A 13,745-nucleotide genomic window follows, 5' to 3' on the forward strand; every position below is an offset into this window, starting at 1 on the left:
CACCGGTACACTCGGGGCATGGCGCGATGGCGGCCGGACGCGCGGGAGCGTCTGCGGGAGGCGGCGCTCGAGCTGTTCGCCGAGCAGGGGTTCGCCGCGACCACGGTGCCGGCGATCACGGCGCGGGCCGGGCTGACGACGCGCACGTTCTTCCGGCACTTCGCCGACAAGCGCGAGGTCCTGTTCGCGGACGAGGCCGAGATCCCGGCGCTCGCGGCCGAGCTGATGGCGGCCGCGCCGGCGGGGGAGCCGCTGACGGTCATCGTGGAGGGCCTGCGGCTGCTCGCCGAGCGGCAGTTCGAGGGTCAGAAGGAGGCCATCCGGCGGCGGCGCGCGATCGTGGCCACCGACCCGGGGCTGCGCGAGCGCGACCTGCACAAGCGGGCGGCGGTGGCCGCGGCGGCCCGGGACGGCCTCATCGCGCGGGGGCTGGCGCCGCTGCGGGCGGGGCTGCTGGCCGAGACGGCGGTGACGCTGATGTACGGCTCGGTCACCGAGTGGCTCGACCGCGACGACGACACGCGGCTGCGCGACGTGGTCGACGAGGCGCTGGCCGCGTTGCGCGCGGACCTGCTTTCACCAGGGCGTGACGAGGACGCCCTCGGTGAGCAAGGCGGCGATCGCTTTGCGGAGCTGCGCTCACCAGGGCGTGGCCAGGACGCCCTCGATGAGCACGGCGGCGATCGCGCCCAGGCCCACGAGGAGTAGCGGCGCCGGGGGTGGGTCGCCGGCCGGGCGTTCCGGGGCCACCGCGGCGACCGTGAGCCAGGGGAAGAACGGCAGCCAGGCGTGCTCGACGCCGCCGCGGGCCAGGCCGGCCGCGATCGAGAAGACCACCGCCGCGCCCGCGCCGACCAGGAACGGCCACATCGCGGTGTTGCGGACCTTGCGCGCGGACGCGTAGAGCGGCGGGCCGGTCGCCAGGAGCAGCACCACGACGCTGATGGCGCTCCACCAGAGCACCGAGCGGTACGGCGCCACCCGCGCGGCGTAGTCCGTCTCCGCGGCCACCAGGCCGTCGCTCCAGCCGAAGCCGAGCAGCTGGGCGCCGAGGACGGGCAGCAGGGCGCCCACGCCGCTGAGGACGTTGAGGGAGGCGCGGCGGCGGGCGAAGTACACGCAGACCAGGGAGAGCCCGAGCCATGGGGACGAGTAGGAGAACAGCGCGGCGACCCCGATCAGCAGGCCGGCCAGGACGGCCCAGCCGGTGGCCGCCCACCCGCGCACCCGGCGGCGGCTCGCGCGCAGGCCGGAGACGATCGCAGCGGCGCCCAGGACGGCGACGAGGCCGTCGAGGCTGACCGCGGTCCAGATCGCGTAGGGGGCCAGGACGAGCACCGGAAGGTACCGTCGCGCGGCCTCCTCGCCGACCGAGTCGCGCACCGCGGCGAGCACGAGGGGAATCGTGAGTACCGATACCGCGGTGATCAGGAAACCGAGGACAATGTGGTCGCTGACGCCGATTCGTTGCAGCGCCCACAAAAAGAGTACGGGGCCCGGAGGATGGCCGCGGGAAGCTACCGAGTGGTACCCGGCGTCGGCCGTGAAATGTCTGAGGTATGTCAGTGGTTCGGTTCCCACCTGTGCGACGTCGCCCAGATATTCCTCGGGTGAACCAAGGGCTTTCGTGAGGCCCGACCAGCCATCGACAAGCGCCAAAGCGATAGCCCACGCCAGGCCGGCCACGTACCCGAATAGCTGAATTTCGTGCCATCTCAGCCGGGTGAACCTCGGTGTCGCGGCGGCCCACAGGACGCCGGCCGCGACGAGGGGCGCCAGCACCGAGCCGGGACCGATCCTGATCTTGTACCTGCCGAGGAAGGGGGCGCTTGCGGTGCCAAGACGGGCGTCCAGCTGCACGGCGAGGGCCGCCAGCGCGAGGCCGCCGAGCGCCAGCAGGAGCCAACGCAGCGCATCGCGGCGCTCACGGTGCGCAGTGCTCGGTCGGTCGGCGGGCGGTTCGCTCATCACGGCGCATCACGGTATCGGGTAGGCGACAATGCTCTGCGTGTCGGTTGGCGCCCCGTCGATATCTAGCGCATGATCGTTCGAGGCGGTCTAATAGGTGGGACCGCACCAACCGCTCTGTCTGGGACGTGAGGGATCAGCATGGCAGCCACCGCCACCACCAGCACCGAGAAGGGTCGCCGGATCATCGGCGCCGAAAGGCAGACGCTGGCGAAGGACCTCGTGAAGCGGTACACCAACGGTGAGAGTATCCGTGCGCTCGCCGCTTCCACCGGCCGTTCCTATGGATTCGTGCACCGGGTGCTGACCGAATCCGGCGTTCAGCTTCGTCAGCGTGGCGGCGCCCGGCGTCGCAAGAAGGCGTGAACGCGCAAATCTCCTCGGCAAGCGCCGCGCCCGGATCGGGCGAGGCGCGATTCGACCTCGACGGGCCGGTCGCGACGGTGACGTTGTGCCGGCCCCAGGTCCTGAACGCGCAGACCCCCGCACTCTGGGCCGACCTGCGCGAGTTCGGTCGGACACTGCCGGGTGACGTCCGCGTCGTCATCGTCCGCGGCGACGGACGGGCCTTCTCAGCCGGGCTCGACACCAAGGCCGCGACCGCGATGCTCGGCGAGATCGCCGCCGGCTCGGACTCCGACGCCCGCATCGCCGGCTTCCAGGAGGCGTTCGCCTGGCTGCGCCGGCCCTCGCTGATCTCCATCGCGGCGGTGCAGGGCCATGCCATCGGGGCCGGCTTTCAAATCGCGCTGGCCTGCGACTTCCGGGTCGTGGCGGAAGACGTCTCGTTCAGCATGGCCGAGATCAAGCTCGGCCTCGTGCCCGACCTCGGCGGCACCAAGCGCCTGGTCGAGCTGGTCGGCTACGCCCGGGCGCTCGAGCTGTGCGTCACCGGGCGGCGCGTGTCGGCACCGGAGGCGTCCCAGATCGGCCTGGCCAATGTGGTGGTACCTCGTGACGAACTCGACGAGGCCGCCAGGGATCTCGCCGCCGCCGTACTGGCCGGCGCGCGGGACGCGGTGATCGAGATCAAGGCCCTGATCGGGCAGGCCGCGGGGCACACGTTCGCGCAGCAGGAGGCCGCCGAGCGCGCGGCACAGCTGCGGCGCATCGCCGACCTGGTGGGTCAGGGCGAGTAGACCTAGGTACAAAGACCTGGTCGCGACCGGGAAGTCGCGGCGCTCCCGAAAAGTTGTCGTACCTGCCGGGCACAATCAGCCCGGCAGGTACTTCTGGGTTTCGGGGGTGTGCGGCAATGTCCTCGCCGATGAGCAGCATGTCAGGGTGGGAGACCCTGCGCTCGCTGCGCAAGGCCGACGAGCTGGCGGGCCGGAAACTCGGCCGCGACACGACCAGGCGGATCATGCGGTTCGCCCGGCCGTATCGGCGCGACATCGCCGTCTTCCTGCTCACGGTGGTGGTCGGGGCCGGCATCGGGGTCGCGACCCCCTACCTGGCCGGCGACGTGGTCAACAAGATCGGCGCGGGCGGGCCCGACGCCGGGGCCGCGGTGGTGCGGATCGCGCTGCTGATCGGGGCCCTCGCCGTGGTCGACTCGCTGCTGTCGCTCGTCCAGCGGTGGTATTCCGCCCGTATCGGCGAGGGCATCATCCTCACCCTGCGCCGGCTGGTGTACGACCACGTCCAGCGCATGCCGCTGCAGTTCTTCACCCGCACGCAGACCGGCGCTCTGGTCAGCCGCCTGAACAACGACGTGCAGGGTGCCCAGCGGGCCTTCACCTCGACGCTGTCGGGGGTGGTCAGCAACGTCATCCAGCTGGTGCTGACGGCGGCCGTGATGCTCACCCTGTCGTGGCAGATCACCCTGCTGTCCCTGGTCATGCTCCCGCTGTTCATCCTCCCGGCGCGGCGGGTGGGCCGGCGGCTGGCCGCCATCACCCGCGAGGCGTACCAGCTCGACGCGAAGATGAACGCGACCATGACCGAGCGGTTCGGGGTGGCGGGCGCTCTGCTGGTCAAGCTCTTCGGCCGCCCCGACGACGAGGCCGAGCGGTTCGGTGAGCGGGCCGGGCGGGTGCGCGACATCGGAATCCAGACCGCGATGTACAGCCGCGTGTTCTTCGTCAGCATGCTGCTGGTGGCCTCCCTGGCCCAGGCGCTGACCTACGGCCTGGGCGGCTGGCTGGCCGTACAGGGCCGGATCACCGCCGGCACGGTCGTGACCCTGGCCCTGTTGCTCACGCGGCTCTACGGCCCGCTGACGGCCCTGTCGAACGTGCGCGTGGACGTCATGAGCGCACTCGTGAGTTTCGAGCGCGTCTTTGAGGTGCTGGACCTTTCGCCGTCGATCGCCGAGCGGCCGGACGCCCGCGAGATCCCCCGCGGGGCGGCGACGGTCGAGTTCCGGGACGTGCACTTCCGGTACCCGTCGGCGGCCGAGGTCTCGCTCGCCTCGCTCGAGGACGTGGTCACCCTCGACCGCACCGTCACCGACGAGGTCCTGCGCGGCGTCACGTTCAGCGTGGCCCCCGGCAAGATGGTCGCGCTGGTCGGCCCGTCCGGCGCCGGCAAGTCGACGACGGCCATGCTGCTGCCCCGGGTCTACGACGCGACGGCGGGCGCGGTGCTGGTGGGCGGCATCGACGTACGCGAGGCAACCCTGCAGTCACTGCGCGACACGATCGGCGTCGTGACCCAGGACTCGCACCTGTTCCACGAGACGATCGCCGAGAACCTGCGCTACGCCAGGCCCGACGCCACCGACGACGAGCTGTGGACCGCCCTGCACCGCGCCCAGGTCGGCGAGCTCGTCGAATCCCTGCCCGACGCCCTGGACACGGTGGTGGGCGAGCGCGGCTACCGCTTCTCGGGCGGCGAGAAGCAACGCATCGCGATCGCCCGCCTGCTGCTCAAGGCCCCGTCGATCGTCATCCTCGACGAGGCCACCGCCCACCTCGACTCAGAATCGGAGGCCGCCGTCCAGCGCGCCCTGGCCGAAGCCCTGTCGGGTCGCACCGCCCTGGTCATCGCCCACCGCCTCAGCACCATCCGCGACGCCGACGAAATCCTGGTCGTCGACGAGGGCCGCATCGTCGAACGCGGCACCCACGACGCGCTGGTGGTGGCGGGCGGGCTTTATGCGGAGCTTTACCGGACGCAGTTCGCGGTGGTGGACTCGCCGCTACCCCACCCGACCACGACAGCCTGACGCCGCACCGCCGGCACCGCCCGCCACCGCCACCGCCCGCACCGCCCGACCGCCACCGCTCGCACCGCCCGACCGCCACCGCCACCACCCGACCGCCACCGCCACCGCCCGACCGCCACCGCTGGCACCGCCGCCACCGCTGGCACCGCCGCCACCGCTGGCACGGCCGGCACCGCCCGCACCCGGACGATGACCCTTCGACGCCCGTGCACTGTTCACCTCCGACCGCACTTCACGTCGGCCGCACAGCAACTCGCGCATCGCCCGGCGTGTGACGTTCACCGACCACGAGTTACCTCGACGCCGCTTGGATCAACGCGGTCGATGCCTGCTTGGTCGGCGACGGTCCCGCGCGGCGTCGGCCGGGGGAGTGGTGCGGCTGGAACCGTTGCGCCGCAAGCGATTGATCGGGCGGGCGTTGCTCGGTGGCGAACATGACCGGGCGGCCGCGGTCATGCGCGGGTGCGGGTGATGAGGCGGTGCGAGCGTGCGTGCGGCCGGCCAGGTTCGGTCTGGCCGCCGCCCGTGCGTACATCCGAGTCGGGTTCGGCTCGCTTCGGCCGTCCGATGCTGGTGCGCGAGGCGAAGGACGCGATGCCGGCTGACGTCTGTGCTGCCGTCCGGCCGGCGACGGTGTTGAGGGGGTGTGGGTGGAGCGAAGCTCCCCCACCGCTTTCGGGAACTCAGCTCAGCAGCGGCCAGGCCAGCTGGGATCTCGTGGCCTGTAGCGCCGGGGTCTGCGGGTAGTCCTGGCTCGGCAGGGCGCGGCGGATCGAGTCCAGCCAGTCCGTGTACGTGGCCGACGGCGGGAGGGACTGCAGGGCGGTCAGGGCCACGTACGTGAAGGCGCCGTTGGGGCGGGTGTTGAAGGTGGCGTCGTAGGCGTACTCGAGGTCGGAGCAGCCGGACAGGAGCAGGGCCGTGGGGCGGCGGTCGGTGGGGCGCCGGCGGGGGCGCGCCGTGGTCGGCAGGAACGTTGCCGGGGGCAGGAACCGGGTGCGCGCGGGGTGGTCGCCGATGGGGTGGTTGAGCCTGGTCAGGGTGCCGGAGTGGCAGGAGTCGGAGATCAGGACGGTACGGACGCCGGGGTTTGCTCTTGAGAACAGCTCGTGGAGCTCGTCGTCCAGCAGGGGGCCGTTCGTGGCGATGTCGTGCGGGCAGATGGCCTCGTCGCGGTGGTCGGGCTCGTCGCCGTCGGTGTCGGGGAGCCAGGTGCCGTGGCCGGAGTAGGTGATGACGAAGGCGTCGTCGTGGACGGTGGCGGACAGGAGGTCGCCGATGCCGGCTCGGATGGCTTCGCCCGTTGCCGCCGCGTCCAGCAGGAGGCGGGTGCTGAAGCCGCGGGCGGTGAGCGCCGCCGCCCAGTCCTCGGCGTCGTTGCGGCAGCCGGCCAGGTCGTTCTCGGTGCCGGGGTAGTCGTTGATGCCGATGCACAGTGCGAGTTTCATGGTTCCCCCGTGGGTCGGATGTGAGCCTTACGCACTGGTGGCGTCACGGAGGGTGGGCGCGGTTGGGTCCGCGGTACCGCTAGATCCGCGCCCCTCGCTCATACGCACAAATCGGACAGCTAGGGCGGAGGCGGGGGCGAGGACAGCGGGCGCCGGCGCGGGCGTTCGAAGTCGTCCCACGCCATGCGCGAGGGCGGTGCGCTGCGCGCCGGGCGGTCCGTGGGCGGGCTCGGCGGGGGCGGGTCGGCCTGGGCGAACAGGCGGCGGAGTTCGGTGAGCAGGGCCTCGTCCTCGTCGTCGCCGGAGCCTGAGGAGGAGGAGCTCATGGCCGGGCGGGCGCCGGGCACAGAAGCGGGCACACCGGTAAAGGTTGAGGCTGCATGGTCGATCTCCGTCCCCGCTGTGGTGACGCCGTTCGGTGGCGGCACCGGTTCAGGTGACATGAGGACGGGTTGGTTGTTCCTGATACAAGCCCGGACAGATCGTTCGGATCCTGTCGTTTGGGTTCGTTTGCCGACGCTCCCTCGGCAGGCGGCAGGGCCCTGAGCTTCGGATTCCGTTGTGGACCGATCCTCGTGAACGGCCCGGTCATTCGGGCTCGTACTGTCCGGAATCCGCTACCGGCGACGCAGGCGCGACCAGCGCGAGCGGCGGCGGGGGACGGGTGCCGAGGCGCCGTCGTACGACAGCTCCGCCTCCCGCGCCGCCAGTTCCTCGCGGGCCAGGGGTGGCAGCGAGTCGCCCATCGCCCGGGCGAAGTCCCAGCCGTCGCGGAGCGAGCCGTTCGGCGGGTGGGACGCCGCCCAGGCCGCGAAGGTCGAGGTCCAGCCGGCCCCGTACGACGCGGCCAGGAAGGGCCAGCGCTGGGCCACCTCGCCGGCGCGCTTGCGGCGCAGGGCCACGCGCGTCGCCTGTACCGCGGACTCGTCAAAACCGGCCGGCAGGGGACCGCCCGCGACCAGGGCGGCGACCAGGGCCTCCTGCTGCGCGGCCAGGGCGGCCAGGTCGGTCACGTGATCGCCGGCCAGCCCGCGGCCGCCGCGATCGCGTCGAGTTCGGCGGTCAGGGCGGCGGCCGGTGGGTAGTCGCCGTCGCGCTCCAGCATCAGGGCCGGCGGGGTGGTGCGGGCGCAGAGGTCCTTGACCAGGGCCAGGACCTCGGCGGGGATCGCGTCGGTGTGCGTGTCGTGGTAGAAGCCGCCGTGGTCCTGGCCGCCGGCCACGTGGACGTACGCGATGCGCTCGAGGGGCAGCTCGTCCAGCAGGGCGGTGGGCGGCTCGTGGCGGTTGCGCGCGTTCGCGTACACGTTGGCGATGTCGAGCAGAAGCCGGCAGCCGGTCCGGTCCAGGATCTCGGTCAGGAACTGGGCCTCGGTGAGCTCGGCGTCCGGCCAGTCGAACAGCGCCGCGATGGGTTCCAGCGCCAGCGGTACGCCACCGAGCGCCGACTGCGTCCGCCGGACGTTCGCGACGATGGCGGCGACGGAGGCACGCGTGCGCGGTACCGGCAGAAGATGGCCCGCCTCCATCCCACCGGCGCGCACGAATGCGATGTGCTCGCTTACCATCGGCGCGTCGAGCAGTCGGGCGCACTCGAACAGGTGGGCGGCGCGCTCGTCGGCGATCGGTTCGGCGCCCCCGAGCGACAGCTTCACGCCGTGCGGGATGACGGTGACCCCGCGCCCGACGAGCTCGGCGAGCGCGTCGGGCAGGGCGTCATGGGTGTGCAGCGACTCGGCCACGACCTCGGTGAAGCGCAGGCCGGGCAGGCCGGCCACGTAGCCGGCGATCTCCGGGCGCCAGCCGATGCCGACGCCGTAGCTCGCGTTGCTCATCCCCCGCATCCTCCGCCGCCGCAACCACCGCCGCCGCCGCAACTGGAGCCGCTGGAGCAGCTCGAACCGCTGGAGCACGAGGAGGACGAGGAGCCGCCGTCGGAGGAGGACGAGTACCCGGTGAAGCCGGTCTGCGTGATGTGCCGCTGCAGCTCGGCCTCCGACGCGAACGCCGGGTCGGCCAGCCAGAACGCGCCGACGCCGAAGAGCCCGACGCTGAGCGCGGCGGCCTGCGGGCCGTAGGTGGACCAGGACGGCTTCTGGGTCGGCGACAGGTGCTTCGCGGCCGCGCGCATCATGGTGAGCTTGGTCTTGCCGGCCGAGGAGACCCGCGGCACCGCCAGCAGCACGAAGGCGATGACGGCGACCGGGATGATGAGCAGGACCAGGTTGGTGACCGGCCGGTTGTTGCTGACGCCGGCGAAGACCCGGACGATGCCGAGCAGGACGACGCCGAAGACGACCAGCGCGCCCATGCGTACGGTGCGGCGGGTCTGCTCGTCGAGGATCCAGCCGGCCTGGGCCAGCTCGGCCTCGTTGCGGTCGAGGATGGCGCGCACGGTCGCGTGGGTGAGCACGCCCGTCGTGGTGATGCCGTTGTGGGCCAGCGAGTAGATGGCCCGGTCGAGCTCGGACGCGCCGGTCGGCGGGAGGGCGGTCTGGCGGATGTATCCGCGCTTGTCGGTCTCGATGCTGCCCGCGGCCCGCAGGGCGGCGAGCGAGCTGTAGACGGCGAGGCGGCGATCGGCGTTGATCAGCGCGGCCTGGGTCGAGGTGAGGTCGCGGGCGTTGCGCAGCGACGGGCCCTTGGTGATCGAGCGCCGCCAGATGAGCACGCCGATGATCGCAACGAGGGCGAGGCCGATGTACAGCCACAGGAACTGCGGGCCCGGGATGCCCCAGGTGTCACCCGGCCCCGCCACGATCGATGTCGTCATGGGCTCAGTGTGGGTGCCGCTGTCGAGTGGGGCACGTCACCGGTCGGTCACTTGAGCAAACCTTGTGGCGGATACCGCGGCTCAGTTCCGCCGTACCGCCGCCTCGACCAGGCTCAATACCGCCTCCAGGTCCTGCACCGGCCGGCCGGTGGCGAGATGCAGCACGAGGCCGTCGTACGCCAGCTCCAGGAACTGGGCCAGGATGCCGATCGGCACGTCGTCGCGCAGCACGCCGGCCTCGAGCTGGCGCTGCAGGCGCTCGCGGGTGGCGGCGGCGACGGCCTCGGAGCGGGCGGACCAGCGCTTGGCGAACTCGGGGTCGGTGCGCAGCCGCCGCGACACCTCCAGCTGGCTGCCGAGCCAGCCCGTCACGTCGGGCTCGCCGTCGGCCGCGCCGGCGGAGGCGAGCAGGTCGCGCATCACCTGGACGAGGCCGTGCTGGGCGACCGTCGATACCATGGTGGCGGCGTCGTCCTCGGCGACGGCCAGGAAGAGCGAGTCCTTGTCGCGGAAGTGGTGGAAGATCGCGCCGCGCGAGAGGCCGATCTCCTCCTCGAGCCGCCGCACGGTCGCGCCCTCGTAGCCGTGCCGGGCGAAGCACGTCCGGGCGCCGGTAAGGATCTCCTTCCGGCGCGCGTCGAGCTGGTCCTGGCTCACCCTGGGCACCTGTCGATTATGCAAGCCGTACATACGGTTTGCATACAGGGGCGTTTCGCCCATGTTTCTTACCCCCGATTGATGCCCATTTGCGGGAGTTTGTCGGCCCGAACGCGAACATGAGGATCTGTTCGATATCAATCGGGTCACGTACCCTGCCCGCGTGCCCCTGTTGTTGCTCAGCCTGGACGACACCCTGCTTGACAGGGCTGGGGCGTTCCGTGCGTGGGCGACCGGGTTCCTGGCGGAGATCGGCGCGCCGGACTACGACCTCGACTGGCTGCTCTCGGTGGACGCCGACGGCATGGGTTCCGCCTGGGACGTGGCCGAGGGCCTGCGGGAGCGCTACGGGCTGCGGTACAGCGCGCTCGACCTGGTCGAGGAGATCCGCCAGGCGATCATGGACCGGATCCGCCTCGACCCGCTCACCGCGTGCGCCCTGGCCATCGCCGAGGACTCCGGCTGGGTGCCGGTGGTCGTGACCAACGGCGAGTCGCGTCAGCAGGAGGAGAAGCTCCGAAAGACCGGGCTCGACCGGTACCTCGCTGACTGGGTCATCTCCGAGGAAGCCGGTGTGCGCAAACCCAATCCGCGCATCTTCGCCATCGCCGCCGAGCGGGCCCGGATGCGGCTCTCCGGCGCGTGGCTCATCGGCGACAGCCCCGAGGCCGACATCGGCGGGGCCGACGCGGTGGGCGTGCGCAGCGTCTGGCTGCACCGGGGCCGCCGCTGGATCGAGTCGCGCTACGAGCCGACCAGGACGGCCGACGGCGTGATCGCGGCCATCGCCGAGGTCATGGCGTCCCGTTAGAAAATCAGTTGCGCAGCGCCATCCGGTACTCCACGATGGCACCAACTTCGAGTCGAGAGGGGGCTGGTTCGCATGACTGCCGTCACGGCGCGCTTTCGCATGCTCATGAACCCTCTTCCTTCCTCGACTCAGGAGACCTCGCGTTGCGCGACCAAGACTTCGCTTCACCACGCCGTCGTCGCTTCGATGACGACGACCCGAACTTTCTGAAGCGCCTCTCCCACGACTTCGACACGGCGTGGGACACCTCGGACGCTCCGTCCGAGGACGATGACACCTACACCACCTGGGACGCTCCCGGCGTGCTGCACGGCCCCGAACCCCGCCCCGGCTGGGTCGTGACCGAGCTCGCGGCCCGGGACGCCGAGCTCGGCATCCTCAAGACCGGCAAGGAGGCCGACGTCCACCTCGTGGAGCGCGCGGTCCCCGACGGCCGGCGCTCGCTGCTGGCGGCGAAGCGCTACCGGGCCGCCGAGCACCGCATGTTCCATCGCGACTCCGGGTACCTCGAGGGCCGCCGCGTCCGCGAGTCCCGCGTCACCCGGGCCATGGCGAGCCGCACCTCGTTCGGGCGGGAGGCCATCGCCGGGCAGTGGGCGGCGGCCGAGTTCGCCGCGCTCGGGCAGCTGTGGAGCCTGGGGGTGAGCGTGCCGTACCCGGTGCAGCTCCTGGGAACCGAGCTCATGCTCGAATTCGTGGGGGCGCCGGACGGTACGGCCGCGCCCAGACTCGCCCAGACCCGGCCTTCCCGCCCGGAGCTGGAGTCGCTGTGGTGGCAGCTCGTCGACGGGCTGCGGGTGCTCGCCCGGGCCGGGGTGGCCCACGGCGACCTGTCCCCGTACAACCTGCTGGTCGACGGCGAACGGCTGGTCTTCATCGACCTGCCGCAGATCGTCGACATCGTGATCAACCCGAACGGGGCCCAGTTCCTCGCGCGCGACGTGGCGAACGTGGCGCGCTGGTTCACGGGCAAGGGTTTCGCCGTCGATCCCGAACCGCTCGTCGTGGAGCTGTTGCACGACGCCGGGGTGCGCTGACCGGTTGGACTGCGGCCCGCCCGGATTCGTGACCGGGCGGGCCGCAGTGGGCGCGGCGCCGGCGGGGAGGGTGGCCGCCGTTACCGCTGCTTCGGGTGTTTTCTGTTGTTGTCCGATAAGTCGGGCCGCGCTGACGTTCCGCTCTTGTCCGATAAGTCGGGCGCTGGCGCGCCGCGACTTATCCGATTTTTCGCCTGACGGGGCATAAGTCCGAAAAATCCGGATCGCGAAGCTATCTGGATTTTTCGGGTCGAAAGCCTCACCCCATGTGCACAGCAGCGCCCTCAGCAGGCACGTCGCGCTTCGTGGCCTTGACGAGGACGAATACGACGATCGCCGCGACGATCAGCAGCGCCGAGCCCCACCAGAACGCCGTCACGTAGCCGTCCACCATCGCGTGCGCCCGCATGCTCGCCATCGCGGCCGGGTCGGGCGAGGACGGGAGGTGGTCGCGCCCGTACGCCGTCGCTGCCGTGATCGCCACGGTGTTGAGCAGCGCGGTGCCGAGCGAGCCGCCGACCTGCTGGGACGCGTTCACCACGGCGCTCGCCGCGCCCGCGTCGTGCTCGTCCACGCCGATCAGGGCGATGTTGCCCATCGGCACGAACGTGAGGCCCAGGCCGAAGCCGAGGATGAGCATCGCGGGCAGGACGTGGGTGGCGTACGAGGTGTCGACGCCGATGCGGGTCAGCAGCACCATGCCGACGGCCGCGATGACGCCGCCCGCGGCCATGATCGGCTTGGGACCGAAGCGGGGGAGCAGCGCACTGGCCAGGCCGGCCGCGGTCACGACGCCGACCGAGACCGGCAGCGAGTGCACGCCGGACTTGAGCGGGGTGTAGCCGAGGACCAGCTGGAAGTACAACGTGACGAAGAAGATCGCGCCGATGAACCCGGCGCCGATCAAGGTCGAGGCCAGATAGGCGCCGCCGCGGGTGCGGTGGGCGATCACGCGCAACGGCAGGAGCGGGTTCTTGATGCGCGCCTCGACGACCACGAACAGCGCGAGCAGCAGCAGGGCGACGCCGACGAACCCGAGCGTGACGGGGGAACCCCAGCCGTACTTCAAGTTCATCTGGGCGTCGGTCTCGCCCGCCTTGGTGAAGCCGTAGACGAGCAGGCTCAGGCCGAGCGTGGCCAGGATCGCGCCCGGGATGTCGTAGCGCGTGTTCCCGTGCGCCCGGCTCTCCGGCACGATCGGCACGGCCAGCGCGATCGCGATCAGCGCGACCGGGATGTTGACCAGCAGGCACCAGCGCCAGTTCGCGTACTCGGTGAGCAGGCCGCCGAGGACCAGGCCGAGGGCCGCGCCGCCGCCGGCGATCGCGCCGTAGACGCCGAACGCCTTGGCCCGCTCCTTCGGGTCGACGAAGAGCACGCTGAGCAGGGCCAGCGACGCCGGGGCGAGCAGCGCGCCGAAGACGCCCTGCAGGCCGCGGGCCAGGAACAGCGACGTGTCGTTCCAGGCCGCGCCGCCCAGGGCCGAGGCCAGCGCGAAGCCGATGATGCCGACCACGAAGGTGCGCTTGCGGCCCCAGTAGTCGGCGATCCGGCCGCCGAGCAGCAGCAGCCCGCCGAACGTCAGCGTGTAGGCGGTGACCACCCACTGCTGGTTGGCGTCGCTGATGCCCAGGTCGGCCTTGGCGTGCGGGAGCGCGACATTGACCACGGTCGCGTCCAGCACGACCATGAGCTGGGCCACGGCGATGATCGCCAGCGCGAACCAGCGCTTCGGATACGCGTGCAGCGGCGTCGAGACCACGTCGCTCGCGTGCGCCTCGTGCTTGCCACCGGTGGAGAGGTGACTCATGCGGTAACCCCCCTGAACCATTGAAGGTCTACCGGGGCGGCACGGCGCGAATTTCGTCAGGTTCGCATTGTGA

14 protein-coding genes are annotated in these 13,745 nt (G+C 71.5%); 6 read left to right on the forward strand and 8 right to left on the reverse strand.

The genetic code is table 11. The annotated features are described in order from the left end of the window. Positions 1 to 18 precede the first annotated feature (18 nt). Positions 19 to 708, forward strand: coding sequence for a TetR/AcrR family transcriptional regulator (locus ACQP00_RS09525; RefSeq protein WP_433217363.1), 690 nt, complete (start codon positions 19 to 21; stop codon positions 706 to 708). Here ACQP00_RS09525 and ACQP00_RS09530 read toward each other — a convergent pair. Then, positions 640 to 1,395 carry a hypothetical protein gene (locus tag ACQP00_RS09530; RefSeq protein WP_433217366.1) on the reverse strand — a complete coding sequence of 252 codons (756 nt, stop codon included), beginning with the start codon at positions 1,393 to 1,395 and terminating at the stop codon, positions 640 to 642. The genes ACQP00_RS09525 and ACQP00_RS09530 overlap by 69 nt on opposite strands. A gap of 714 nt (positions 1,396 to 2,109) precedes the next feature. Between ACQP00_RS09530 and ACQP00_RS09535 the strand changes: the two genes are divergently transcribed. From ACQP00_RS09535 to ACQP00_RS09545, 3 genes are all read left to right on the forward strand, one after another. Further along, positions 2,110 to 2,334 (forward strand): helix-turn-helix domain-containing protein, encoded by a 225-nt coding sequence (locus ACQP00_RS09535; RefSeq protein WP_223102223.1) that lies wholly within the window; start codon positions 2,110 to 2,112, stop codon positions 2,332 to 2,334. Next, a complete protein-coding gene (locus ACQP00_RS09540) occupies positions 2,331 to 3,107 on the forward strand; it encodes an enoyl-CoA hydratase/isomerase family protein (RefSeq protein ID WP_433217369.1) in 777 nt (258 codons plus the stop codon). Before ACQP00_RS09535 ends, ACQP00_RS09540 begins: the two co-directional genes overlap by 4 nt. Before the next feature lie 116 nt (positions 3,108 to 3,223). Continuing rightward, positions 3,224 to 5,137 (forward strand): ABC transporter ATP-binding protein, encoded by a 1,914-nt coding sequence (locus tag ACQP00_RS09545; protein ID WP_433217372.1) that lies wholly within the window; start codon positions 3,224 to 3,226, stop codon positions 5,135 to 5,137. Positions 5,138 to 5,820: 683 nt separating this feature from the next. Here the strand turns inward: ACQP00_RS09545 and ACQP00_RS09550 are convergent. The 6 genes from ACQP00_RS09550 to ACQP00_RS09575 all read right to left on the reverse strand — a co-directional run bounded on the left by ACQP00_RS09550 (position 5,821) and on the right by ACQP00_RS09575 (position 10,023). Next, positions 5,821 to 6,585, reverse strand: a complete 765-nt coding sequence (locus tag ACQP00_RS09550; RefSeq protein ID WP_433217375.1) for a caspase family protein — start codon at positions 6,583 to 6,585, stop codon at positions 5,821 to 5,823. Positions 6,586 to 6,704: 119 nt separating this feature from the next. Beyond that, positions 6,705 to 6,944 carry a hypothetical protein gene (locus ACQP00_RS09555; RefSeq protein WP_433217378.1) on the reverse strand — a complete coding sequence of 80 codons (240 nt, stop codon included), beginning with the start codon at positions 6,942 to 6,944 and terminating at the stop codon, positions 6,705 to 6,707. Between the two features lie 258 nt (positions 6,945 to 7,202). Further along, positions 7,203 to 7,598, reverse strand: a complete 396-nt coding sequence (locus ACQP00_RS09560; RefSeq protein ID WP_433217381.1) for a hypothetical protein — start codon at positions 7,596 to 7,598, stop codon at positions 7,203 to 7,205. Then, positions 7,595 to 8,419 carry a DUF692 domain-containing protein gene (locus ACQP00_RS09565; RefSeq protein WP_433217383.1) on the reverse strand — a complete coding sequence of 275 codons (825 nt, stop codon included), beginning with the start codon at positions 8,417 to 8,419 and terminating at the stop codon, positions 7,595 to 7,597. Before ACQP00_RS09565 ends, ACQP00_RS09560 begins: the two co-directional genes overlap by 4 nt. Then, a complete protein-coding gene (locus ACQP00_RS09570; RefSeq protein WP_433217386.1) occupies positions 8,416 to 9,357 on the reverse strand; it encodes a TIGR04222 domain-containing membrane protein in 942 nt (313 codons plus the stop codon). Before ACQP00_RS09570 ends, ACQP00_RS09565 begins: the two co-directional genes overlap by 4 nt. An 81-nt stretch (positions 9,358 to 9,438) precedes the next feature. Continuing rightward, a complete protein-coding gene (locus tag ACQP00_RS09575; RefSeq protein ID WP_433217389.1) occupies positions 9,439 to 10,023 on the reverse strand; it encodes a TetR/AcrR family transcriptional regulator in 585 nt (194 codons plus the stop codon). Between the two features lie 154 nt (positions 10,024 to 10,177). Between ACQP00_RS09575 and ACQP00_RS09580 the strand changes: the two genes are divergently transcribed. Both ACQP00_RS09580 and ACQP00_RS09585 read left to right on the forward strand, forming a co-directional pair. Continuing rightward, positions 10,178 to 10,825 carry an HAD family hydrolase gene (locus ACQP00_RS09580; protein ID WP_433058013.1) on the forward strand — a complete coding sequence of 216 codons (648 nt, stop codon included), beginning with the start codon at positions 10,178 to 10,180 and terminating at the stop codon, positions 10,823 to 10,825. 143 nt (positions 10,826 to 10,968) lie between these two features. After that, a complete protein-coding gene (locus ACQP00_RS09585) occupies positions 10,969 to 11,862 on the forward strand; it encodes a serine protein kinase RIO (RefSeq protein WP_433217392.1) in 894 nt (297 codons plus the stop codon). A gap of 259 nt (positions 11,863 to 12,121) precedes the next feature. Here ACQP00_RS09585 and ACQP00_RS09590 read toward each other — a convergent pair whose 3' ends face one another. Next, on the reverse strand, positions 12,122 to 13,672 hold the full coding sequence (locus ACQP00_RS09590) for an MFS transporter (protein ID WP_433217395.1): 1,551 nt from the start codon (positions 13,670 to 13,672) through the stop codon (positions 12,122 to 12,124). Positions 13,673 to 13,745 lie beyond the last annotated feature (73 nt).

Source organism: Dactylosporangium sp. CS-047395, assembly GCF_050942185.1.
Taxonomy (GTDB): Bacteria; Actinomycetota; Actinomycetes; order Mycobacteriales; family Micromonosporaceae; genus Dactylosporangium.

Coding starts and splice junctions, on each gene's coding strand:
- ACQP00_RS09535 (WP_223102223.1), top strand. CDS start 2,110: ATGGCAGCCACCGCCACCACCAGCACCGAGAAGGGTCGCCGGATCATC.
- ACQP00_RS09550 (WP_433217375.1), bottom strand. CDS start 6,585: ATGAAACTCGCACTGTGCATCGGCATCAACGACTACCCCGGCACCGAG.
- ACQP00_RS09545 (WP_433217372.1), top strand. CDS start 3,224: ATGTCCTCGCCGATGAGCAGCATGTCAGGGTGGGAGACCCTGCGCTCG.
- ACQP00_RS09565 (WP_433217383.1), bottom strand. CDS start 8,419: ATGAGCAACGCGAGCTACGGCGTCGGCATCGGCTGGCGCCCGGAGATC.
- ACQP00_RS09570 (WP_433217386.1), bottom strand. CDS start 9,357: ATGACGACATCGATCGTGGCGGGGCCGGGTGACACCTGGGGCATCCCG.
- ACQP00_RS09525 (WP_433217363.1), top strand. CDS start 19: ATGGCGCGATGGCGGCCGGACGCGCGGGAGCGTCTGCGGGAGGCGGCG.
- ACQP00_RS09590 (WP_433217395.1), bottom strand. CDS start 13,672: ATGAGTCACCTCTCCACCGGTGGCAAGCACGAGGCGCACGCGAGCGAC.